Consider the following 21784-nt stretch of genomic DNA (forward strand, 5'->3'; position numbering starts at 1 on the left):
TCAATGCAGATAATTCATCAGATTTTCAGCAAGTTGATCAATCTTTTTTCTATTATCATATAATGCCTGCATTTGCCAAAACCCAGCAAAGGAAGCCACGATGAATGCTGCTGTGTCTTTTGCGTCTCTTTTGGAATCAAACTCCCCCACTTTCTTTGCTTTTAACAACAGGTCTTCAAAAATCTGGGTTAATGCATTCGTTGACTGTTGTAACAATTTTTTGATACCATCATCAAACGGAGCCATTTCAAAGGATGTTTTAACGACCATACAGACCTTACCTTCCTCAAATGATCTTCTAATGGCACTCTGGATGATTTTTTCTATTGATTTCATCGGAGAGGTTTCGTCAGACACTGCTTTTTTATATTCGCTGTGTGTTTCCGCAACATAACTTTTTAAACTGCTCATGAACAGTTTGTGCTTGTCTCCAAATGTATCGTACATGCTTCCGCGATTTACTTTCATATCATTGACTAAATCCTGCATGGACGTGGCATAATATCCCTTTTTCCAGAAAAGGTCTCTTGCTTTTTCAAGCTTATCTTTCGGATCAAATTCTTTAAATCGTGCCATATCTCAGACAAATATATAATTATTGAACGATTGTTCCAAATTAAAATCAAAATTTAACTATTCATTTGGATGTGTTCTATAATTTAAAAACCTCTGAAATTATTGATTTCAGAGGTTTTTTTTAAATTCTCTTGTGCTAACCAGCGAAGAATTAACATTAAAAAAAGAGAAATGAAAACCCTCATTTAGAGGGATCCAATTATTCATTATAATCTGCAATCTATTACGTTATCTTTCCAATAACACTGTGGAGTTTGGTCATCAGGGCAGTAGTGTGAAACCATTCCTTTTGGACACACGATTGCTGCTCCTTTGATACTTCTTAATTTCTCCTTTGAGATTTTCTTTAAATTCTTCATAATTTATAATTTAGTATAAACACTAAAGATATAAGTAATTCTCACTACTTAGATTTATCATGAAAAAATTATCGTTTACGGCAACCCACAACAAATTACTACCTAATATTTGTTTTTGTCAATTATTTTCACTATCTTGTTATATGAAAAAAAGTGAAAATCAGAGTAATATCACGCACGCGGGTAAAATGAATGAACGAACAAGAGCTATGGAAGTTCTTGAAAAAGCCAAGCAAACACAAGGGAAAATCACATTCCTAAGGCAAGGGGCCGGAAGAAACTTTAAGCCAAAAAATGAGGAGTCCTAAATTGAAATTGATTTAAATTTCATCTTCAAAGAGTAGTATTTTCACACCATGGACAGAGAATAACTGGAACCTTTTTGATGAAAATCCGGCTAAAAATAAATCTCTGTTACGACTATATCTTTGACCTCAACAGGTTTTGCTCTTGAAAAAATAATTAAATGATTCCCCTATCTTTAATTCTAAATATAATTAGCTTATTTCAAGAATAGCAGTAATGATTTCTTCAATTAGTAGATTTAAAACAAAAAAATCCTATCCCTAGACATCATCTAAGGATAGGACTCACACCTAAATAATAAAAAAACTATGTCAGACTATAAATAAACCGGCGATAGCCTGAGCCTCACTTCCAGTTAACACTTCATCATAAGCAGCAGATCCGGCGGCGGCTCCAAAAGCAGTACTTGTATTGAATCCAGCCTGATTTACATTATCTTCTCCGGCATACACAGCATTGGTAGCAGTGGGCATATTTCCACCGTTAGCCAATTCTATCCAGCCTTTATTTGCTCTCATTCTTCTCACCTGTGAAGCGTGTCTTGCTTCTACAGAATGAATTTGAAGGGCAGCCTGTAATACCGCTTTATTAGACATTACATTTCCAGCCTGTCCTTTGTAGGCACGAACACCTGTATCTTCGAAAGCCTGAGCCAGCACCAAAAATTGGTTGTAATCTGTAAAAGGCATAAAACTTCCTCCCGCTGTAAAATCAAAAGTCGGTTTTGGCTTTGGGGCTTCTCCTAAGGAGGTGAGCGTACTTTTAAGAAATCCCACATGAGCTGATTCATGTTTTGAAATCTGCATAAAAACAGGTCGGTCCGAATTCGGAATCAATCCGGCTGCTGCCAGACCTAATGCGTAATATTCATTTTCAAGATATTCCAGAACCAATGCCAGTTGTAGGGCATCCGTTAAAGCACTTTTAAAAAAAGTGGCAGAGGCTGTCGTTTCTAGAGTTTCTGCTTTCGCAGGAGTTGCCATTAACGCTCCCAATCCTAATGGGACGGATGCTACTGCTGCTTTTTTACCCAATGTTGACAGATTGGTGATCGTTTCTAATCTTGTAGCTTCCGTTGTAAAAAATTTATCATTAGAAAGCTTATCTAGTAATTTAAGAATGTTCATAATTGTAGATTTTGAATGAATAATTAGCTGATTCCTCTTTCTTTCCACGTGAAAGGCGTTTTTATAAACCCTCCCGCTGCCATGACAATATCTTTAGGCTCTTTGGCAAGATCCAGTCCATTGGCATCTATGACATCGTCACCTGAAAAATCTGCAGATCCTGGATTAATAATATTTCTGATCGCTGAAGCGTGTCTTGCTTCCACAGAAACTATTTTACCTGCAATCACTAAATAAGCTGCATTGGTAATGTATTTTCCTGCACCGTTGTAGGCCGCTACTCCTGTATCTTCCAGGGCTTTCGCTGTTGCCAGAACAGAATTTCTGTCGTTGAAATTCACATTGGGATACTGGAATTCAAGCGTAGGTAAAATATTGGTTGTTGCTCCGGTAATGGCCGCTTTAAAAAAGTCGCGGTGGATTACTTCATGATGATAAAGGTCTGTAAAAAGATCTCTCTCAACACTTGAAATTCCGGAGTAAAAATTATTAACTACTTTGGTATAAAAATCAGCTTCAAGCTGTTCCAATGCATACGCGTAATTCAGAACACCAACATCTCCGGTACCAAGGTCGAAAACCGGACCGTTACCTGTCATTCCGAAGTCATTGTCATCATCGCAACCGATCAGCGTAAGTCCTGCCATCGCCAGTCCTATACCGCCCAGTTTCAAAAAATTTCTTCTGCCTGTATCCAGAGTTGCTCCCTGGTTAGAAACACTAATCATTTTTTTCATAATATTATAGGTTTGAGTGTTATATGATTCTCAAAAAGAGGAGAAAAAAACAGCATAATAAATTATGCTGTTTGAAAACTAAAACATTACGGCATCAACACCGTATCGATCACGTGAATCACACCATTTGACTGATTCACGTCAGCTATCGTCACTTTTGCACTATTTCCTTTTGCATCCTGTATATAAAGATCTTTTCCTTTGGTCCAGAAAGTCAGTCCTTCACCTTCTACCGTTTTCATCATGCTTTTTCCGTTTCCAGCTTTTACAGTAGCCCAGATATCTTTCGCGCTGTATTTTCCTGCAAGAACATGATAGGTTAAGATTTTGGTCAGCATTTCTTTATTTTCAGGTTTTACCAGAGTTTCAACCGTTCCTTTCGGAAGTTTGGCAAAGGCTGCATCTGTGGGTGCCAGCACAGTAAAGGGTCCTGCTCCCTGCAGCGTTTCTACCAGACCTGCCGCCTTTACTGCTGCTACCAAAGTCTTGTGATCTTTGGAGTTCACAGCATTTTCAATAATATTTTTAGATGGATACATCGGCGCACCGCCTACCATTACTGTTTTTTCTTTCATCGTTTGTGCAGTTACCTTCCCACTGAAAGCGAATGATAAAGCAATCATTCCTAAAACTGCGATTTTTGAGCTTGTGTTCATTGTATTGATTTTTTTAGTTAATAAGTAATTGAATTGTGTTCTTAGAATCATTTACGAGGTAGATTTTGTTTTGGATTTAAAAAATTGATTTTTTATTAAAAATTTTAAAGTCCATTATTTCTTTTTGGAATTAGGGACAAATTCAAGACAAACGGAATTCATGCAGAATCTTTTTCCGGTAGGGTTTGGACCGTCATCAAAAATATGTCCCAGGTGGGAATCACATCTTCCGCACAAAACTTCACTTCTTATCATATTATAGGAAGTGTCTTTTCTATATTTCACACTATTCTTCGTAAGCGGCTGATAAAAGGAAGGCCATCCGCAGGTCGTTGCAAATTTTGAAGTCGAAAGAAACAGTGGATTTCCACAGACTGCACAGAAATAAGTTCCCTTTTCATCGAATTCATCATACTTTCCTGTGAAAGCTGTTTCTGTTGCTCCTTCTCTCGCCACCTGATAGAGTTCAGGTTTAAGAATCTTTTTCCATTCTGCATTGCTCACTTTCAAAGGGGTGGTTGCCGTACGAGAGTAATAAGGATTGTTTGTCTTAAAATTCCCTGACTGTGCACCACTCTTTTCTGCCATAGTAATCAGCAAAAGAGAAAACGCTATTTTTATGATTAAACTTTTCATATTTGATAATTCTGAATGATTATTTAAAATTATTTACGATATAAAAGATTTTACGGATGTTGTTTGTAGTATATATTTTATTTTATTACATTTGAAATGAAAATCATACATTATTAAAACAACCTATTCGGAAGAGGAGCTTATCGTTTTACTGAAAGAAAAAAACGAATCGGGCTTTCATTATTTGTACGACCATTATGCAGGAGCACTGTATGGGGTGGTTCTCCGAATTGTTCAGTCAAAAGAGTATACTGAAGAGGTCATTCAGGATGTTTTTGTTAAGATCTGGAATGCTATTCATCAATATGATTCGTCAAAAGGTAAGTTCTACACCTGGATGATCAATATTGCCAGAAACACGGCAATAGATTATTTAAAATCAAAAGGTTTCCAAAACGAACTTAAAAACCAACCGCTTCCAGATTTCGTATATAATTCTGCAGAACTTTCAACGAGTAATAATTCATCCGATTTTATTGGATTTAATAATGTGCTTAAAGGTCTGGAAGTTGATAAACAAGAACTTATCGACTTGGCTTATTATCAGGGATATACTCAGAACGAGATATCTGAAAAACTGAAGATACCCCTTGGGACGGTGAAAACCAAAATGCGGAATGCGCTGATGAAATTAAAGGATTTGCTAAAAGATTATCAATAAATTGAACACAAAAGAATACATATCATCCGGAATTATAGAATCTTATATTCTAGGTCTTGCTTCTCCCGAGGAGGCTGGGATTTTGGAGTGTGTGATGAAAAACAATGCTGAGGTAAAGGCAGCTTTCGAGGAAGCACAAAAAACTTTGGAAGATTTGGCGACCAGCCAGGCCGTGACACCACCAGCCGATTTAAAATCAAAGATCTGGAATAAGATCCAGCAGGAACAGATTACTGAAGAAGTAAAACCTGCAGAGATCAAAGAGATTCCTGTTGCCAAAGATCTCCAAGAGATCAGACTTCAGGAAAAAAGCAGCTGGAAACCTTATGCGGTTGCTGCTTCTGTCTTATTCCTGATCAGTGCTGCCGGAAATCTTTTCTGGATGAATGATCAGTCCAGAACGAAAGCAGAAATTGCCAAGATACAGAGCGAGAAAAAAGCTCAGGATCTCACTATGCAAAAAATGAATCAGAAAATGAACATGTTCTCCAATCCTGATATGCAGATGGTGATGCTGAAAGGCGTAGAAAAACATACGGATTCTAAGGCAATGGTTTTCTGGGATAAAAAAACGAAAGAAGTCTACCTTAACGCTGAAAGCTTACCAAAAGCTCCGGAAGGCATGCAGTATCAGCTTTGGGCTATTGCAGACGGAAAACCTGTAAGCGCAGGAATGTATACCGAAGAAAAAGACAGTAAAACACCTCTTGCCCATATTCCCAAAGCACAGGCCTTTGCTATAACTCTTGAAAAACAGGGCGGTAGTGCAGTTCCTACGATGGAGAATATGTATGTAATGGGTGCTATCTAAAACTTACCTTAATTATCTTCTTTTTATAACTCAGATCCCGTTACTTCACAGTAACCGGCTTTGATATGCTGTCTTGATTTTTCCAGCTATTATGAAGTGATCAATAGCGGGAAACGGTCATTTGAAAATTCATAACAGGTTTCAAAATACACTATGTAAAGCACTGAAAATAAACACCTTTTAATAGTATTATTCATTTTGAATCTCTTACATTTAATAGCAGAAATAGAGCATATAAAAAAACACAAAACTTTATATTTTATAATCTATATTATACTTTATATTTCTATTATCCCCTTAACGGGGATTTTAACGAAATTACATCAAGCAACTATACGCAGTGTTTTGATTTATTATTAACGAACATTTAAGTTGGAACAAAACATATGTTCACCAGCCTCTTGTTGATCACGGGAGGTTTTGTTTAAAATTTATAGGGAAAAATGTTAATATTTTTTAATGGAAAAGTTAATTATTCTGCCGTCTGTCTATTTTCAGTTCCCTTTCTACTTCATCTATTTCTATCAAAGGAACATCATAGCTTTCTGCAATATAATTCAGAACTTCCTGATCTGTTTTCTCGTTTATTTTCCTGATGAAAAGGTGATTGGTGGTTCTTAAGAAAAGGATAAGATCATCCGTCGTCTGTTTCTTTCCGAATATTGGTTTTTCAATAACCGCTCTTTTATCATCATTCACAATAAGATCATTGAAAGAAGTATTCATAAGAACAGTCTGAAAAAATGACTCCGCCGGTAATAAAGTATGAAGATAATAGTCCTCAAAATTCATCACCTTTTTATTATTGGCCAGAAAGGCACAGGTATCTCTGGTAAAAATAACCCACTTTCCTCCTATGTAAGGCGTAACGTCTTTCATAAATTCCCTTTTATACATAAGAGAGGAAATCTTGTAAGACAGTTCGGTAAAATGGTTTTGTATTCTCTGAAGGGTATCAGGGCGGTAAAATTTCTGGTCATAATAGAAAAGATAGTTCCTTCCTTTGTTAACGGTAAGGAATTGTCGAATCACATTCTGTGATTTAAGAGGATAATCTTCACCGCTTAAATTCACAAAATAATCCCATTCCTGACTTACATTCAACAGAAATTCCATGGCATCAAGCTCTGCCTGAATCATACTGAACCCACCGGAAACAATATTGATGCTTTCTAAAATATAAACGTTGGGAAACCGAACCAGATACATCTGGATCTCATCCGTAATCTCTTCTTTCGCTTTCCGGTCGATATGAATCAGGTAAAATTGGTCCCTGGTGTAGATCTTCTGAAACATCGCTTTGAATACTTCCGGCTTATGATGAACCATAATAAAGTAAGCAATTCTCACATGCTGATCGGAGTGGGACTCTAAGGTATGGGGCTGGGGGCTGGTTGAAGGAGCGGAAGTCTGCATAAGAACGGATTTAAAATCATCCGCTTGGTGCAAACAATTCAGTTAACGTGCGAAAGCTACGAATAAATTTTTGATAATCAATTATTTAAAGCAATTATTATTTAGTTTATTTATCGTATTTTTGCAAAGCATTTATAAAAACAGGTCTCTGCCTTTTGCTATTCTGTAATAGTTTAAAATTCATTTTTCTCTTCCAGTTTTGCTTTTTCAGCTGCCCAATTAAAACTTATTTTTTAAATAATTTTTAATACTGCTTCCTTGGTTTTCAGGTTAAAAAAAAGCAGTTATAAAATTCAAGACAGTATGGATTCATCAAAATCCTGCTTCTAAGAATGAGAACGATACGATATTGCAAAGCTCAACAAATATATTCCAACTGAATTTATTGTCAAAGTTAATGCAAAGTAAAAATAATAACTAAAGATAATGCTTATCCTGATTGATAATCTTTATTTTTATACAAGACAACAATTCAGATCTTAACCGATTTGGCCACTCAGAACCGGATGTCCGGTAGATTACAATGAGTTTTAAAAATTTAAATTTAATAAATCCTATAGTCCGCGCCGTTACAGAAGCCGGATACTCCAAACCTACAGAGATACAGTACGCAGCTGTTCCACCTATTTTGGCGGGAAGAGATTTTATAGGGTATGCTCAAACGGGTACAGGAAAGACTGCTGCATATGCCATGCCTATCCTGCAGTTACTAAAAAGAAATACACCAGATCATAAAGAAATAAGAACTTTAATATTAACTCCGACACGGGACTTGGTTCAGCAGTTGGAGGAGAACTTTAAAGTCTACAGCAAATATTTACCATTATCACAGCTTTCGATCTTTGGAGGCGTATTATCGGGAAGCCAGCTGGCCGCTCTGAGAAAAAGAGTAGACATCCTTATAGCGACTCCCGAAAGATTACTGAACCTGGTAAGCCAAAGACATATTGATCTTTCTAAAATAGAAATACTGGTCCTGGATGAAGCTGACAGAATGCTTGATATGGGATTCGCAGACGATGTAAAAAAGATTTTAAAATTAATTTCTCAAAAGAGACAAACTTTATTCTTTTCTGCAACCATGCCTTCAGATGTCCGAAAATTTGCGGACACCATGATGAACAATCCTGTTGAAGTCACAGTAGATAAGATTCCATCGCCATTGCAGAGCGTTAACCAATCCGTTTATTTCGTTGAAAAGACCAAGAAAACAGATCTGTTGATCAATATTTTGCAGGATGTATCGATTTTACGTTCCCTGGTTTTTACACAAACCAAACAGGGCGCAGACAGACTGGTTAAACAACTGGAACGTACAGGAATTTTCGCGGCGGCTATTCATGGGAATAAATCTCAGATCGCAAGACAACAAGCGGTAGAAGATTTTAAAAATAGCAAAATTCGGGTTCTGGTAGCCACTGATATTGCAGCGAGAGGCATCGATATGGAAGAGCTTCCTTATGTAGTCAATTATGAACTTCCCAATGTCCCGGAAACTTATGTTAACCGGATTGAAAGAACGGGAAGAGCAGGAACCAAAGGAACAGCCGTTTCTTTTTGCGATGAAGGGGAACGCTCTGATTTAACCAATATTCAAAAGCTGATAGGTTTTATAATGCCTGTTGGAAAACTCCAGTACATTCATTAAATCACAACAAAATAGATGGACTCTTTCTTAAAGAAATTTCAGAAAAAAGTCATCAAAACAATTAATACAACAATTTTTAATAATAATTACAATGCAAGAAGGCACCGTAAAATTTTTCAATGAAGCAAAAGGCTTCGGATTCATTTCTCCAGCAGACGGAGGTAAAGACATTTTTGTACACTCTTCAGGATTAGACACAAGATCTATCCGTGAAAACGATAAAGTAGTTTTCGAAGTACAAAAAAGCGACAAAGGTTTAAATGCAGTTAACGTAAAGTTAGCATAGTTTGAATATACCATTTAAACGAACATGGGCTGATAAGTAGCAATACTTTTTATTCGATGTCCGTTAAAAACCTCTTACTTTATGTGAGAGGTTTTTTGTAGTATTGAAGCCAAAAACATGATATTTTCCCCCAAAATATCCTAAAATTGAAGTTCGGTTCCTTAAAAACGGCTATATCCTGCTATATTTGTCTCCGAAAAAGTAATTCTACAATTATTATCAATGAATTTATTATACGTTAACTGGGATGTAAGTCCCGAAATTTTCAATATTTCCGGATTTCCTCTGAAATATTATGGCATGTTGTTTCTTGCCGGACTCGTTTTATGCTACACGATCTTAAAAACCATCTATAAAAAGGAAAATCTAAGCCAGCAGGCTCATGAAGCACTTTTCTCTTATGCATTTATAGGCATTTTGGTTGGGGCAAGATTGGGACACTGTCTTTTTTACGATTTTGATTATTATTCCCAGCATCCTATCGAGATATTCCTTCCGATCCAAAAAGGAGCAGACGGAGCCTATCATTTTTCAGGGTATGCAGGACTGGCGAGCCATGGTGGCGGAATCGGGCTTATTATCATGCTTCTGATCTATGCGAGAAAATTTTCCATTAAATTCATGACCGTTCTGGATGTCATTGCTATTGCCACACCTTTAGCCGGAGCATTTATCAGGTTGGGTAATCTGATGAACTCTGAAATCATAGGAACACCTTCTGATCTCCCATGGGCTTTTATATTCAGACATGTAGATAATATTCCAAGACACCCCGCCCAGCTGTACGAGGCGATCTCTTACCTGATCATCTTCCTTCTGGTGTATTTTATTTATAAGAAGAACATCTTTGAGGTTGGAAAAGGTTTTTACTTTGGGATCACTACTCTACTGATCTTCGTTGTTCGATTTTTTGTTGAATTTATAAAGGTAGATCAGGTTGATTTTGAACAGGGAATGAGCTTGAATATGGGCCAGATTCTGAGTATTCCTTTTATATTCCTGGGACTCTTCTTTATCATTAAAAGTATTCGGGATAAAAAAGAAATGAAGGTTTCGTAATCTTAAAAATATATACTAAAAACCTCTGAGATCTATAATTTCAGAGGTTTTTTTGTTGAATCAACCTCATAAAAAATTGGCTTAAGGTCATTAAGCCAATCCGCATCCTTCAATCAGAATGCTAACATCCACATATATATTCTAATTATTGCAATCGGTCATCTTCTTCTTCAAATCTTATTGACAATTTGAATATCTGTTTTATTTAACGATTCAAAGTTGCTCAAAAAAGAATAAAAATAAAAGAAAAAGCTATCAAACAGGCCTTATCGTCTATGAAGGATTTTAGATCCCAATAAGGTCTTAAGCTTACAAGTCTATGGAAGGTTTATAAGTCCTACCGATCGGTAATTTCTTACCGTTCACCTGGATCATGCTGGCAGAACGCACCTCAATTTTAGTCTTGGAAATAATGTAAGATTTGTGGATCCTGATGAACATTTTCGGATCTAAACTCTCTTCTATCCTGCTGATGGGCATCTTTACAGTGATTGTTCCGGCTTTGGTATGGATATGAATATATTCCCGTAGGCTTTCAATAAAGAAAATATCATGAAGAACAATCTTAATTTGTTTTTTCCCGCTATTGATAAAAATATGTTCACGGTCCGCAGCTTCAAGAAGAGCCTCTTCAGCATTCATCAGGTATTTGAACTTTTCAACTGCTTTTATAAATCTGTCATAAGGAATAGGTTTCATCAGATAATCCACAATATCCAGTTCATACCCTTCCACTGCGTACTGATGATAAGCGGTAGTCACAATTACAAGGGGTGGGTTTTTCAGTTTTTTAAGAAAATCAAAGCCTTTCACAACCGGAAGATGGAGATCCAGAAACATCAGATCTATTTCATGTCTGTTCAAAAGGCTTCCTGCATACACGGCATCTGAACATTTTGCCACAAGATGAAGTTCTTCGTCCCTGGAAACAAAATTCTCCAGGATCTCCGCAGCTATAGGTTCATCTTCCACGATGATGCAATTGTATTTTTTAGAAACGGGATGAGTCATTAAAATCAATAATTAAGTTTACAATATACCGGTCGTTTGTACTTTCAGCGGTGAGACTGTGCTTCGGATAAAGCAGTTCGAGCTGTCTTCGAATGTTTTTCAATCCTATTTTTGTAGAATTTCCGTGAGGTTTTTCCTCTTTGGAGTTTTCAATGTGATAATGAAGAACTCCATTATTCAATTTCATATCAATATGAATAAAACTTTGTCCTAAGGTTTCAGAAACCCCATGTTTAAAAGCATTTTCTACAAACTGGATCAGGATGAGCGGAGAAATTTCCTGAGAAGGCTGATCAATATCTTCCTTAAAACGAATCACGAGATCATGATGACGAATCTGTTGGATCTGGAGAAAATCTTTGATGTTTTCTACATCTTTATCAATGGAAATATACCGTTCTGCTGCTTCATAAATATTGTACCTCATTACCTTGGAAAGCTGCAGAATCACATCAGGGGTTTCATCTGCTTTCTTAAGAGCCATTCCATAAATATTGTTGAGGGTATTGAATAGAAAATGGGGATTGATCTGTGCTTTCAGCATGGTAAGCTCCTGATCCAGCTTTTCTGATTTCAACAGGGAAATCTGTTCTTTCAAAAGGTTTTTCTGCCTCGTAATTTCAACACCAAAAATAAGGCCTGCCATGAAAATAAGGTCCATAAAAGAGTTGAAAGCCACTAATCCGTTGATAAACCCTGAAGGTTGTTTTCCATCAAGCGTTTCTGTTACTCCATAAATGTGAGGATAAATGATATAGTGAGTAAAAAACCTGTGAGTGAGAACGGCTGCAACCATAATAAAGCAGTAGAGAATATAGGTAAGAAATTTCTTTAACCCGGTTGTCTCATACACATACAGGAGCGCATAGGCCAATGGCATTTTAATCAAAAGATACCCGAATTCCAGAACAATGGTATTCTGAAGCCTTGTCTGCCATCCTGTAGCAGGAAACTGATACCTCGACCAGTAAAAGTCCAGATACACTTCCAGAATATAATACAGTATCCAAAAGAGCAGATGAACGTATAATTTTGATTTTCTGTCTGGCTTCAAAACTGATGGGATTTACTATGCAAAATACCATCTTTCGGTGGAAAATAAAAATATAAACCGGCGAATCCAAAGTATCGGTCTACGAACTGCTTTTTACTTTCCTTAGTGATGGATATTCCGTAAAAATCAACTGTAAAAAACAGCAAATCAATAGTACATTGAACTCAATTCCGTTGGTCCCGCCACCCACTACATACCAGCCGTTTTGCCAGTGTAAAAAATAAATTCCCAATATAAGAATCGGTATATTACCTACTGAAACGATCTTTACCCATCGGTCAGACCAAATCAGAAATACAGAAAAAAGATGGATCAGTTTTACGGTCCACGCCAGATAGATTCCAAAAGGGCTGAAACCTATGGTATCCAGATAAAGACGTCCAAAATTATTGACATCACCGCTGAAAATAGAAACCACACTATGCATCAACAAGATAACGGAGAGCGCTGAACGGATATAAAAATTCTTTTTCATGAATCCAAATTAAAAAATCAAAAAAAAGAATGATTATCCCTGTATATCAACAGCTTAAAAGTGTATATAAAAGAAAGGAAGGTAGAAGAACGAAGCTGGAAGTTTTTAAAGCCACCAGTTTCTCACTGTAGATTTTAAAAACTCCCATCTCCTATCTTCTTTATCTTGTTGTATAACCTCCGTTGGCAAAGATCGTTTGCCCGGTAATCCACCATCCATCTGTTACCAGAAACTCAACCAGCGGAGCAATATCTTTAATATCCGTTAATCCTCCCAATGCAGAGGCAGATTTATGATAAGCTACTGCATCTGCTGTTTCCTGACCATAAAAGAAAGGGGTATCCATAGGTCCCGGTGCTACAGCCGTTACAGAAATTCCCCTTTCTCCAAATTCTTTTGAAGCTGCCCTTGTAAAGTGCTCTACCGGAGCTTTTGCGCCAGCATAGGTGGAATACAAACCTGTGTAAGCTGCCAGTAAAGAGGTAACAATAGTACAGATCTTTCCGTTGTCATTCAGTTTTTTACCTGCTTCCTGAAGAAAGAAATAGGCTGATTTTGAATTCACATTAAACATCTTGTCATATTCTTCTTCTGTAGTTTCCGCAAAAGGCTTTTTAAGGACCATTCCTACAGTATTGATTGCGATATCTATTCCTCCGAACTTAGATACAGCCTCATCAAATAATTGGGTTACATGGTCTACTTTGGTAAGGTCTCCCTGAAACAAAAACGCTTCCGCTCCCAGCGCCTGAACTTCCGCAAGTGTTTTCTCACTGTCTGCTCTTGAGCTTTCGCTGTTATAATGAATGGCCAGCTTTGCACCTTTTGCTGCAAAACCTCTGCTCAGCAGTCCGCCTAAATTTTTGCCGCCTCCGGCAATTAATACTACTTTTCCTTTGACATTTTGTGTTGACATTATCTATTGCTTTAAATGTTATAGAAACAAAGATGAACAATGAATGCCAATGCAGCATGGTGAATCTTTCGGAAGCTGTAATCAATTTCTGATTTCCTTACATATGCCTACATACAATATAAATTAAATCAAAAAAATACACTTTTTTCGACATACCACACCATGAATATATCCCATTACATACCAACTAAATACACCCTTCAATCGCCCTGGAATTCAACTTTTTCTTAAGGAGAAGTCTAAAATATGTGAGTTTTAGGCACGGCATTTGCAACTCTATCAATCATATTATACACCACTTCATTCTTATAATATATTATTTTCCATAATCCTCAGTTCGCTGGGGATTTTTTTATTATTCTCTCTATATATTGCATGAAATATGGGTACGCTTTAATAAGAGGGAAAAATACATTTTTGATAATCAATGATTTAATATAGGTTTATTCGGTTTTTTATCGTATATTTGTATATTAATTAATAGGCCGCTGCCTTTGCTCTCTGTTACAGTTTAGAAATTCTTTCTTATCAGTTCCCGCTTTTTCAGATGCCTCATTTTTTAAAACCACTTCTTTTCCTGATGAACGGCCAAAAACAAACTGCTTTCGACATTTCATTTCATAAAGAAGAACAGACGGACGACTGCGGGCTTTACATAGCACATGGCAGATCAGATTAACAACTATTACAATATAAAATTAAATACTAGAATAATTTATGGCAGACTCTTTTTCTAAAAAAGAAAATTTCAAGAAAAAAATTCAAAAGCAAAAAGAAAAAGCGCTGAGACGCGAAGATCGTAAAACGAACAACAACAAAGGTTCGGAAGATGTTTTCATGTATGTAGATGAATTCGGAAGACTTACCTCTACACCGCCTGAAGGCAGAGAAAGACAGGAAGTAAACATTGATGAGATTCAGCTTGGTGCAGCTCCAATTATGGAGGAAGAACTCAGAAAGACAGGAATCATCACCTTCCACAGCGAGAAAGGATATGGCTTCATTACTGAAGACAACAGCAAGGAAAATGTTTTCTTTCACAACAACAGCTGTTCACACCCAGTTAAAAAGGGGAACAAGGTGTCTTTCGAGAAAGAAAAATCTCCGAAAGGATTCTCTGCGGTTAATATCGAATTGGTTAAATAATCAGAGCTTTAGCTTTACTATAACAGATCTGTTTATAACTGCAGATTTTGTAAAAACAATAAAGAAAGCCGTCCTTTGGGGCGGCTTTTATCGTAAAAATTCAATCCAGAACCGGATGGGAATACGTTTTTAAATGATGAATGTCATTCACCTTTGCTATTCATTATAAATCCACATCAGAACAGGCTTCCCAGCCTTTTGAATGAGTGGATCAATTTCTTTCATAGCGTTATTGGAAACCGTGGGGCAACCCCAGCCTTCCGGAGAACCTTTTGGAAAAACTTCGTCGTCACTCATTTGGTCCCATGAATGAAAAACAATATATCTTTTCAACGCATTGCTGTTTGTTTCCTCCAGACCATGCATTAAATATTTTATATTAATCCCCCATTCACTATGCCCCCTTCCCTGCAGTTTATATTTCCCCAAGGACGAAAGATGGCTTCCGTCTTCATTGCTGAACTTCGGATGGTCTTTGGAGTCGTCACGACTCCATGAATTTACACCACAGCCATGCCCTACAAGATATTTCCTGATCACCGACTTCGTTTTAAAATCCCACACAAAAAACCTCTTTACTCCTGAGTGAAGGCTCATATCGATCAGAATACAGAAATCTGTACTGAGTTTTTTTGAAACACAGAATTGTAAAGCTTCTTCTGCTTTATCCGCAACTTCAGAAATATTCACTTCGGGTCTTTTTTCTACTTTTTCTGTCGAAATTTCCGCAACCCGATTGCTTTCGTTACGTTCTTTAGTGCACGAAAATACAAGGTGAATAACCAAAATTAAGGTGACCAGCTTCATTGAAAATTATTTATAGTGTCTGAAAATACCAAAATCAGAAGGTGTCCACAAGGCTGCTTTCTGCCCTGCTGCCTTCAGAGCATCGTTTGCCCAGGTGTTGCAGGTATAAAGGAAGCTGTATGTACCTTTAGCATCATAAAATGCATCGTTCACATCATAAACAGCATTAGTAGGAATCACGATAAAATTTCCGTTCTGATCTCTATCAAATTTATCTTCAACAAATTTGACCAGATTTTTATACTGGTCTCTGCTGATCATGATCATTTTGCAGTCCTCACCTTCTTTCATCGTTTTGTAATAAGAGCAGTGCATCGCAGAATCGCTGAGCCAGAATGCAGCTTTAAGAGCGGTGGAAGCCTTTAAATCTGCCCACGTTGGGGTATCAAGATAAAAACTTTTATCACCCCAGCCTATTCCTATATAATTATAATCAGTACTTTTTGATTTGGTATTGGAAAACGGAACTTTTGCTCCCCAATCTTGAAGATTATTTTTCACAGGCATTACGATATCGGTATGCACACCGTTTGTATAAATATAGATCGGGATATCTTTCGGCTGTCCGTCGTCATCTGAAGAAACTTCTATGAGTGGCAGCACAAGCCCCAAAATAATATAGAGCACCACAATTCCCAAAATAATTCCCATGATTTTCAGGATATATACCAATACAATTTTCGCAGTCATGTTTTAATACAATTTAATCTTCAATTTTCCGTAAAAGTATTTGTTTTAATCGAAAAAATGATTAAATTTAGTTACGAAATATTCACAAATATGCGTAAAAATGTAAAATCACAAAAAAGATTTAAAGTAAGAGTGAAAATTGCTCCAAAAAGAGTACAAAAAAAACGTTGATTTTCTATGGGATTTTTTATCTCATGAAAGTCAATTTTTCTTTTTAGGAAAAGTTTTCAAAAGGTTCTTATTGAATTAGATCTTATCCTCCTTAAGACGTACAGCTTAAGGGATGGACAGTTATCCACCAAGTTTTGGAACTAAAAAATTCCAAATAAGGATTCGTCACCAAAAATTTATCCTAAAGTTGATCTGAAGAACGTTCTAAAAATTCGATATTCCGCTTCAGACCTGCAAATTTTGTTCTCTTCACAGGAGATTTTCTGAAGATCTCGGAGAATATTTCCTGAGTAATTTCTTTCCATTCCTCTTTTTTGAAATTTTTCAACGATTCGTTCGGGACAAATCTGTTTTGTTTATTTGGGGCAGAAAACCGGTTCCACGGACATACATCCTGACATATATCGCAGCCGAACATCCAGTCTTCCATTCTGTCTTTGAAATAATCCGGAATTTCATTTTTGAGTTCTATGGTCGCGTAAGAGATACAGCGGCTTCCATCAATGATCTTTTCTGAAACAATAGCATCTGTAGGGCATGCATCGATACACTTTCTGCAGGTTCCACAGTGGTCTGTCGTGGCATGGTCGGGAACGAGCTCCAGATCACAGATGATTTCAGCCAGAAAATAGAAAGAACCGTTCTGTTTTGTGATGAGATTGGCATTTTTTCCTACCCATCCTATTCCCGACTTTCTGGCCCAGCTCCTTTCCATGACCGGTGCAGAATCCACGAATACCCGGAATCCAAACTCTCCTATTTCTTCCTGAAGTTCTGAAACCATTTCACGGAGAATTTCTTTCACCACTTCATGATAGTCTTCTGCGTAGGCATATTTGGAGATTTTGTAGTTCTCCAAAGTTGAAATTTTTTCTTTTGGAAAGTAGTTGTAAGAAAGTGAGATAACCGATTTTGAACCTTCCACAAGCAACCTGGGGTCTAGTCTTTTGTCAAAATGGTTTTCCATGTATTTCATTTCGCCATGAAAATTATTTTTAAGCCATTTTTCGAGATTCGGTGCATCTTCTTCTAAAAATTCTGCTTTCGAGATCCCACAACTCTGAAACCCAAAACGATCTGCTTTGGACTTGATAAGTTGGGAATATTTTTCGGCACTGGAATTCAGAATTTTCACCTTGCAAAATTAAGATTAATTTATCAATCTTCTGCTTTTCAATTCTAGAGCTCATCAGCTCAAAATTTTAAGGCATTTTTGTGAAAATTTAAGTTTTGATAAAGAGTTTTTTCAGGAAAAAATTGCGTATTTTCGTTCTTATTTTTTTTAATCTAAAATTAAACAGTTATGTCTTTAATAGAAGTTATACAGTCAGGAAATTATGAATTGATCGATGTCCGTGAGCCAATGGAGCTTGAAATGGACGGAAATATAGATGGCGCTAAAAATATTCCTCTGGGTGAAGTAGAAGACAGAAAAGAAGAAATCTTATCTGTTGAAAAGCCTGTAATTTTATTCTGCAGAAGTGGAAACAGAAGCGGAAAAGCATTGGAATATCTTAACGGACAAGGCTTGAAAGACGGTCATAACGGCGGAGGCTGGGCTGACCTGAAAGCAGTACTAGAAGCAAATCAAGGAACTTTTTAAAGTTCCTTTTTTTATTTTCACCCACTATGAATCTAAAGGAAAGATTTACAGATCTTTGTTTTACTTTTTCGAAAGACCAGGATCTTATCAGCAGCTTTTGGCAGGAAATTGAAACAAAGTACTCTAAAAAAGGCCGGCATTATCATGATCTTTTCCATCTCGAAAATATGTTCCGTGAACTGGAAACTGTAAAAAGCGGTATTGAAGATTTTGCTGCTGTTTCATTTTCTGTTTTTTATCACGACATTATTTATAATGCTTCGTCAAAATCCAATGAAGAAAATAGTGCATTATATGCTGAAGACAGGCTTCAACAGATGGGTTTAGATAAAAATACGGTTTCAAAAATCACCAAACAGATTTTAGCTACAAAAGCACACGAAAAATCTGACGATAGAGATACGAATTATCTTTTGGATTCAGATCTTTCCATTCTTGGAAAAGATTGGGCTGTTTATCTGGATTATACCCGGAAAATCAGAAAGGAGTATTCCATTTATCCTGATCTGCTTTACAAGCCCGGAAGGAAAAAGGTGCTCAGGCATTTTCTGGAACTTGAAAGTATTTTTAAAACCCATGAGTTTCAGGAAAAGTATGAGATTAAGGCAAAGGAAAATATAGCCACTGAGCTTAAGCTTCTGTGAATATCAAAAACAAAAAAAAGAGATGCAGCAAAAGCCGCACCTCCTTCCAAAGCATCCATTTCAAACACAACTATTTCACATTTCGTCAATAAAGATTAATCGAAATCTTTCTTAATTTTTTATGGACATTTTTTCTCAAAATTTTGTTTTTAGAATCTCCTGCATCACCATTTTATATTTCAAAAATACAAATACTCATATCACTTTACCGTGATTTCCATTGTGTATTTTGTGTAATTTTCCTCCTGATAAATCCTGGAAAAATCAACCTTTTACTGACCTCTTATCGATTTAAACGCAGTTAAATATTTTTTAAAGTTTCGTAGGAATGGATTTATAATTTATTAAGAATGTAAATTATTCATTTTTTGATTTTCGCTAAAAACTATACAAACAGGAATACACAGGTCGTGTCAATCCGTATTAAATAACGCTGAAAAAAGGATCTGCCCGTTTTAATAATGTGTATATTTCATACAAACAGCTTAATTTATCTCAAATCTGTACACATAAAATTCAGTCAAGGCTTAGTAAAAATGTTGGAGAAACAAAAAAGCACCTTATTTTTAAGATGCTTTTATCATGTGATTATTCAGTAATCAACTGTATTGTTTAACAAAGTCTGCTGCCTTTTTGAGAACCAGTTCAGGAACTTCTTTATGAGGTGTGTGCCCTACGCTGGGAATAATATATTTTTCTGAAGGTCCGCTTACCTGAGAAACTGTTTTTTCAACCTGATCAAGGGTTCCATATTCATCAGTTTCCCCCTGAATGAACAGTAAGGGGCATTGTATATTTTTTAAAAGGGATTCTATATTCCAGCTTCTGTAGTCATCGCGGGTCCAGGTTTCTGTCCAGGCTTTGAAAAGCATTTCTACTTTATCACCGTGGTATTTCTGCAGACGTTCAGCCAGATTGGTCGTTCTGTAGGCATCCCAGGCATCATAGACTCCTTTTAATGTAACTTCTTCTACAAAAATATGTCCTGCTTCACAGATGACAGTTTTTACTCTTTCCGGATACTTTGCTGCTGTTATCAGCGCAATGGTTCCACCGTCACTGTGTCCGAACAGAATGGCATTGTTGATATTAAGTTGCATCAGCAGATCATTCAACAGATCTGCTTCCAATTCCATATAATTAACTGGTCTTTCGTGAGTAAGCATTGGACAGGATTTTCCATACCCCAGCCTGTCATAAACCAGAACATTACAACCTGTAGCTTCCGACAGTTTCACCGGAAAATCTCTCCAAAGCTGCGTACAGCCAAAGGAATCATGCAGAAAAACAATAACAGGTTTTCCTTCCAATGAGTTGTTGTATGCTGTATAAAGTTTTTGGCCTCTTACTTCAATTACTCTCTCTTCCATTGATTCAAGCCTACATTACAGTGCAGGTACCTTTGCTTCTTCAAATTCCCTAAGTAAATTACTGAAAACAGTTTCTACCGGCAGTATATCATTGATTAAAGCAGAAACCTGCCCTATTTCAAGCTCACCATCTTCCATATCACCTTCAAACATTCCGCGTTTTGCTCTTGCCCGGCCTAATGAAGCTATCAAAGCCTCTTTATCTCTTCCGGACTGGTATATGTCTTCCAGTTCGCCAAAGAATTTGTTTTTAACCATCCTTACGGGGGCCAGTTCTTTTAAAGTAAGATGGGTATCGCCTTCGTTTAATTCTGTAATTTTCTTTTTCCAGTTTTCATGGGCACTTGCTTCTACGGTGGCCGCGAAACGTGAACCTATCTGTACTCCGTCAGCTCCTAAAATCATGGCCGCTTTCATCTGTGAGCCGAGGGCAATTCCTCCGGCTGCAATCAAAGGCTTGGAAATGTGGTTTTTCACATTCGGGATCAGGCAGAAAGTGGTGGTTTCATCTCTTCCGTTGTGTCCTCCTGCTTCAAAACCTTCCGCTACGACAGCATCTACTCCGGCCTCTTCGCATTTCATTGCAAATTTTGTGGATGAAACTACATGGGCCACTTTTATACCTTCTTTCTGAAGGGTTTCTGTATAAGTCTTTGGATTTCCTGCGGACGTAAAAACAATCTTTACGCCTTCTTCAAGAATAATCTGGATGATCTCCTCAAGATTAGGATATAGCATGGGTACATTAACCCCAAAAGGCTTATCTGTAGCCATTTTACATTTCTGAATATTTTCTCTCAGGATATCAGGATACATACTTCCTGCCCCTATGATTCCCAATCCTCCGCAGTTAGAAACCGCCGAAGCTAATTTCCAACCTGAATGCCAGATCATTCCGGCCTGAATAATAGGATATTGTATATTAAAAAGCTCTGTAATTCTATTTTGACCTGTCTTCATGTCGTGAAGTTTTTTTGCTGAATTGAAATCTATAAAATTGCTCATGCGTAAAAATACTAAAAACAACGGTTTTCAGTCATTAAAAGTTGAGTAAAATTATTGATATCTACGATGGTTTTAAACGATAATTATTCAGTACTTCATCTATCATCGGGCTTACTGTTAAAAAACGATGAGCCAGCTTGTGCAGGTCATCCTGGATATGATCAGGTTTTAATTCAACCCAGCCTTCCATTAAAGTCAGGGGACCATATTTTAGGTTCACATTCTCCCAATTGGTCCGGTCGTTTTCAAAACGTATTCTAAATTTTTCGGCAAAATCTCTGGCCGGTATTGTATACCCTTTCAGATTCCTCAGATTCCTCAGTTTCAATGCATGGATATTGTAATATAATCTGCCTTCCCGGGTTGTTTTTTCATTAACCCAAACCGAAAAAAAGATTCTGCCTGAAGCATCAATCGGGGATTTTGCATTACTGGACCATTCAGGCTTATATATTTTTAAAGCAACAGATTCCAGTATAACATGTACGGACAGTCGAAGTCCTGCATCATCAAATTCTTTACCAGAAATTGTGTCAACAGCTTCCTGAAATTTCTGCTTATAAAAAAGTTCATCCATTGATTTACATTTATGATCTAAATATAATTTTTTTAGA

Annotated in this window: 26 protein-coding genes; 9 read left to right on the forward strand and 17 right to left on the reverse strand. The window is 36.9% G+C overall.

Going from position 1 to position 21784, the window contains the following annotated elements; all coding sequences use genetic code 11:
• On the reverse strand, positions 1-576 hold the full coding sequence (locus tag NZD88_RS04315) for a TetR/AcrR family transcriptional regulator (RefSeq protein ID WP_259827714.1): 576 nt from the start codon (positions 574-576) through the stop codon (positions 1-3).
• A gap of 206 nt (positions 577-782) precedes the next feature.
• Positions 783-935, reverse strand: a complete 153-nt coding sequence (locus NZD88_RS04320) for a bacteriocin-like protein (RefSeq protein ID WP_259827715.1) — start codon at positions 933-935, stop codon at positions 783-785.
• Between the two features lie 143 nt (positions 936-1078).
• Here NZD88_RS04320 and NZD88_RS04325 point away from each other — a divergent pair, with 143 nt between their 5' ends.
• Entirely contained in the window at positions 1079-1243 is a 165-nt protein-coding gene (locus NZD88_RS04325; protein WP_259827716.1) for a hypothetical protein, read from the forward strand.
• Positions 1244-1552: 309 nt separating this feature from the next.
• Here the strand turns inward: NZD88_RS04325 and NZD88_RS04330 are convergent, their stop codons facing one another.
• From NZD88_RS04330 to msrB, 4 genes are all read right to left on the reverse strand, one after another.
• Positions 1553-2368: a ferritin-like domain-containing protein gene (locus NZD88_RS04330; protein WP_259827717.1), complete on the reverse strand. Its 816-nt coding sequence runs from the start codon at positions 2366-2368 to the stop codon at positions 1553-1555.
• 23 nt (positions 2369-2391) lie between these two features.
• Complete coding sequence (locus tag NZD88_RS04335) at positions 2392-3105, reverse strand: ferritin-like domain-containing protein (RefSeq protein WP_259827718.1); 714 nt, start codon at positions 3103-3105, stop codon at positions 2392-2394.
• Positions 3106-3191: 86 nt separating this feature from the next.
• Entirely contained in the window at positions 3192-3761 is a 570-nt protein-coding gene (locus tag NZD88_RS04340; protein WP_259827719.1) for a fasciclin domain-containing protein, read from the reverse strand.
• Between the two features lie 114 nt (positions 3762-3875).
• Complete coding sequence (gene msrB / locus NZD88_RS04345) at positions 3876-4349, reverse strand: peptide-methionine (R)-S-oxide reductase MsrB (RefSeq protein WP_423738655.1); 474 nt, start codon at positions 4347-4349, stop codon at positions 3876-3878.
• 232 nt (positions 4350-4581) lie between these two features.
• Between msrB and NZD88_RS04350 the strand changes: the two genes are divergently transcribed.
• Both NZD88_RS04350 and NZD88_RS04355 read left to right on the forward strand, forming a co-directional pair.
• Entirely contained in the window at positions 4582-5058 is a 477-nt protein-coding gene (locus tag NZD88_RS04350) for an RNA polymerase sigma factor (protein WP_169236670.1), read from the forward strand.
• 1 nt (position 5059) lies between these two features.
• Positions 5060-5869, forward strand: a complete 810-nt coding sequence (locus NZD88_RS04355; RefSeq protein WP_259827722.1) for an anti-sigma factor — start codon at positions 5060-5062, stop codon at positions 5867-5869.
• Between the two features lie 468 nt (positions 5870-6337).
• Here the strand turns inward: NZD88_RS04355 and NZD88_RS04360 are convergent, their stop codons facing one another.
• A complete protein-coding gene (locus NZD88_RS04360; protein ID WP_259827723.1) occupies positions 6338-7285 on the reverse strand; it encodes a beta-1,6-N-acetylglucosaminyltransferase in 948 nt (315 codons plus the stop codon).
• 523 nt (positions 7286-7808) lie between these two features.
• Here NZD88_RS04360 and NZD88_RS04365 point away from each other — a divergent pair.
• The 3 genes from NZD88_RS04365 (at position 7809) to lgt (ending at position 10278) form a co-directional block, all read left to right on the forward strand.
• On the forward strand, positions 7809-8933 hold the full coding sequence (locus NZD88_RS04365; protein WP_259827724.1) for a DEAD/DEAH box helicase: 1125 nt from the start codon (positions 7809-7811) through the stop codon (positions 8931-8933).
• Between the two features lie 91 nt (positions 8934-9024).
• Positions 9025-9219 (forward strand): cold-shock protein, encoded by a 195-nt coding sequence (locus tag NZD88_RS04370; protein ID WP_034741125.1) that lies wholly within the window; start codon positions 9025-9027, stop codon positions 9217-9219.
• A gap of 222 nt (positions 9220-9441) precedes the next feature.
• A complete protein-coding gene (lgt, locus tag NZD88_RS04375) occupies positions 9442-10278 on the forward strand; it encodes a prolipoprotein diacylglyceryl transferase (protein WP_259827725.1) in 837 nt (278 codons plus the stop codon).
• Between the two features lie 309 nt (positions 10279-10587).
• Here the strand turns inward: lgt and NZD88_RS04380 are convergent, their stop codons facing one another.
• The 4 genes from NZD88_RS04380 to NZD88_RS04395 all read right to left on the reverse strand — a co-directional run bounded on the left by NZD88_RS04380 (position 10588) and on the right by NZD88_RS04395 (position 13734).
• Positions 10588-11289, reverse strand: coding sequence for a LytR/AlgR family response regulator transcription factor (locus tag NZD88_RS04380; protein WP_259827727.1), 702 nt, complete (start codon positions 11287-11289; stop codon positions 10588-10590).
• On the reverse strand, positions 11270-12343 hold the full coding sequence (locus tag NZD88_RS04385; protein ID WP_259827728.1) for a sensor histidine kinase: 1074 nt from the start codon (positions 12341-12343) through the stop codon (positions 11270-11272). The genes NZD88_RS04380 and NZD88_RS04385 overlap by 20 nt, the downstream gene beginning before the upstream one ends.
• 79 nt (positions 12344-12422) lie before the next feature.
• Complete coding sequence (locus NZD88_RS04390) at positions 12423-12818, reverse strand: DoxX family protein (RefSeq protein WP_259827729.1); 396 nt, start codon at positions 12816-12818, stop codon at positions 12423-12425.
• A gap of 160 nt (positions 12819-12978) precedes the next feature.
• Positions 12979-13734, reverse strand: coding sequence for an SDR family oxidoreductase (locus tag NZD88_RS04395; RefSeq protein ID WP_259827731.1), 756 nt, complete (start codon positions 13732-13734; stop codon positions 12979-12981).
• A 717-nt stretch (positions 13735-14451) separates the two neighbouring features.
• Here NZD88_RS04395 and NZD88_RS04400 point away from each other — a divergent pair.
• A complete protein-coding gene (locus NZD88_RS04400) occupies positions 14452-14880 on the forward strand; it encodes a cold-shock protein (protein ID WP_169236679.1) in 429 nt (142 codons plus the stop codon).
• A 156-nt stretch (positions 14881-15036) separates the two neighbouring features.
• Here the strand turns inward: NZD88_RS04400 and NZD88_RS04405 are convergent, their stop codons facing one another.
• The 3 genes from NZD88_RS04405 to queG all read right to left on the reverse strand — a co-directional run bounded on the left by NZD88_RS04405 (position 15037) and on the right by queG (position 17674).
• Positions 15037-15687: a murein L,D-transpeptidase catalytic domain family protein gene (locus NZD88_RS04405; RefSeq protein ID WP_259827732.1), complete on the reverse strand. Its 651-nt coding sequence runs from the start codon at positions 15685-15687 to the stop codon at positions 15037-15039.
• A gap of 6 nt (positions 15688-15693) precedes the next feature.
• Positions 15694-16377, reverse strand: coding sequence for a TIGR02117 family protein (locus NZD88_RS04410; RefSeq protein ID WP_259827733.1), 684 nt, complete (start codon positions 16375-16377; stop codon positions 15694-15696).
• 352 nt (positions 16378-16729) lie between these two features.
• The gene (queG, locus tag NZD88_RS04415) at positions 16730-17674 is read right to left on the reverse strand and encodes a tRNA epoxyqueuosine(34) reductase QueG (RefSeq protein WP_259828378.1); all 945 of its coding nucleotides are present in this window, start codon (positions 17672-17674) and stop codon (positions 16730-16732) included.
• A 177-nt stretch (positions 17675-17851) separates the two neighbouring features.
• Between queG and NZD88_RS04420 the strand changes: the two genes are divergently transcribed.
• Entirely contained in the window at positions 17852-18151 is a 300-nt protein-coding gene (locus NZD88_RS04420; RefSeq protein WP_259827735.1) for a rhodanese-like domain-containing protein, read from the forward strand.
• Positions 18152-18177: 26 nt separating this feature from the next.
• Positions 18178-18795, forward strand: coding sequence for an HD domain-containing protein (locus NZD88_RS04425; RefSeq protein ID WP_259827737.1), 618 nt, complete (start codon positions 18178-18180; stop codon positions 18793-18795).
• A 599-nt stretch (positions 18796-19394) separates the two neighbouring features.
• On the opposite strand, the gene NZD88_RS04430 is transcribed toward NZD88_RS04425, so the two are convergent.
• The 3 genes from NZD88_RS04430 to NZD88_RS04440 form a co-directional block, all read right to left on the reverse strand.
• Positions 19395-20165 carry an alpha/beta fold hydrolase gene (locus NZD88_RS04430; RefSeq protein ID WP_259827738.1) on the reverse strand — a complete coding sequence of 257 codons (771 nt, stop codon included), beginning with the start codon at positions 20163-20165 and terminating at the stop codon, positions 19395-19397.
• A gap of 15 nt (positions 20166-20180) precedes the next feature.
• Entirely contained in the window at positions 20181-21170 is a 990-nt protein-coding gene (locus NZD88_RS04435; protein ID WP_259827739.1) for an NAD(P)H-dependent flavin oxidoreductase, read from the reverse strand.
• Positions 21171-21231: 61 nt separating this feature from the next.
• Positions 21232-21747, reverse strand: coding sequence for a hypothetical protein (locus tag NZD88_RS04440; protein WP_259827740.1), 516 nt, complete (start codon positions 21745-21747; stop codon positions 21232-21234).
• Positions 21748-21784 lie beyond the last annotated feature (37 nt).

It is taken from the genome of Chryseobacterium pyrolae (assembly GCF_025153485.1).
In the GTDB taxonomy this organism is placed as follows: Bacteria; Bacteroidota; Bacteroidia; order Flavobacteriales; family Weeksellaceae; genus Chryseobacterium; species Chryseobacterium antibioticum.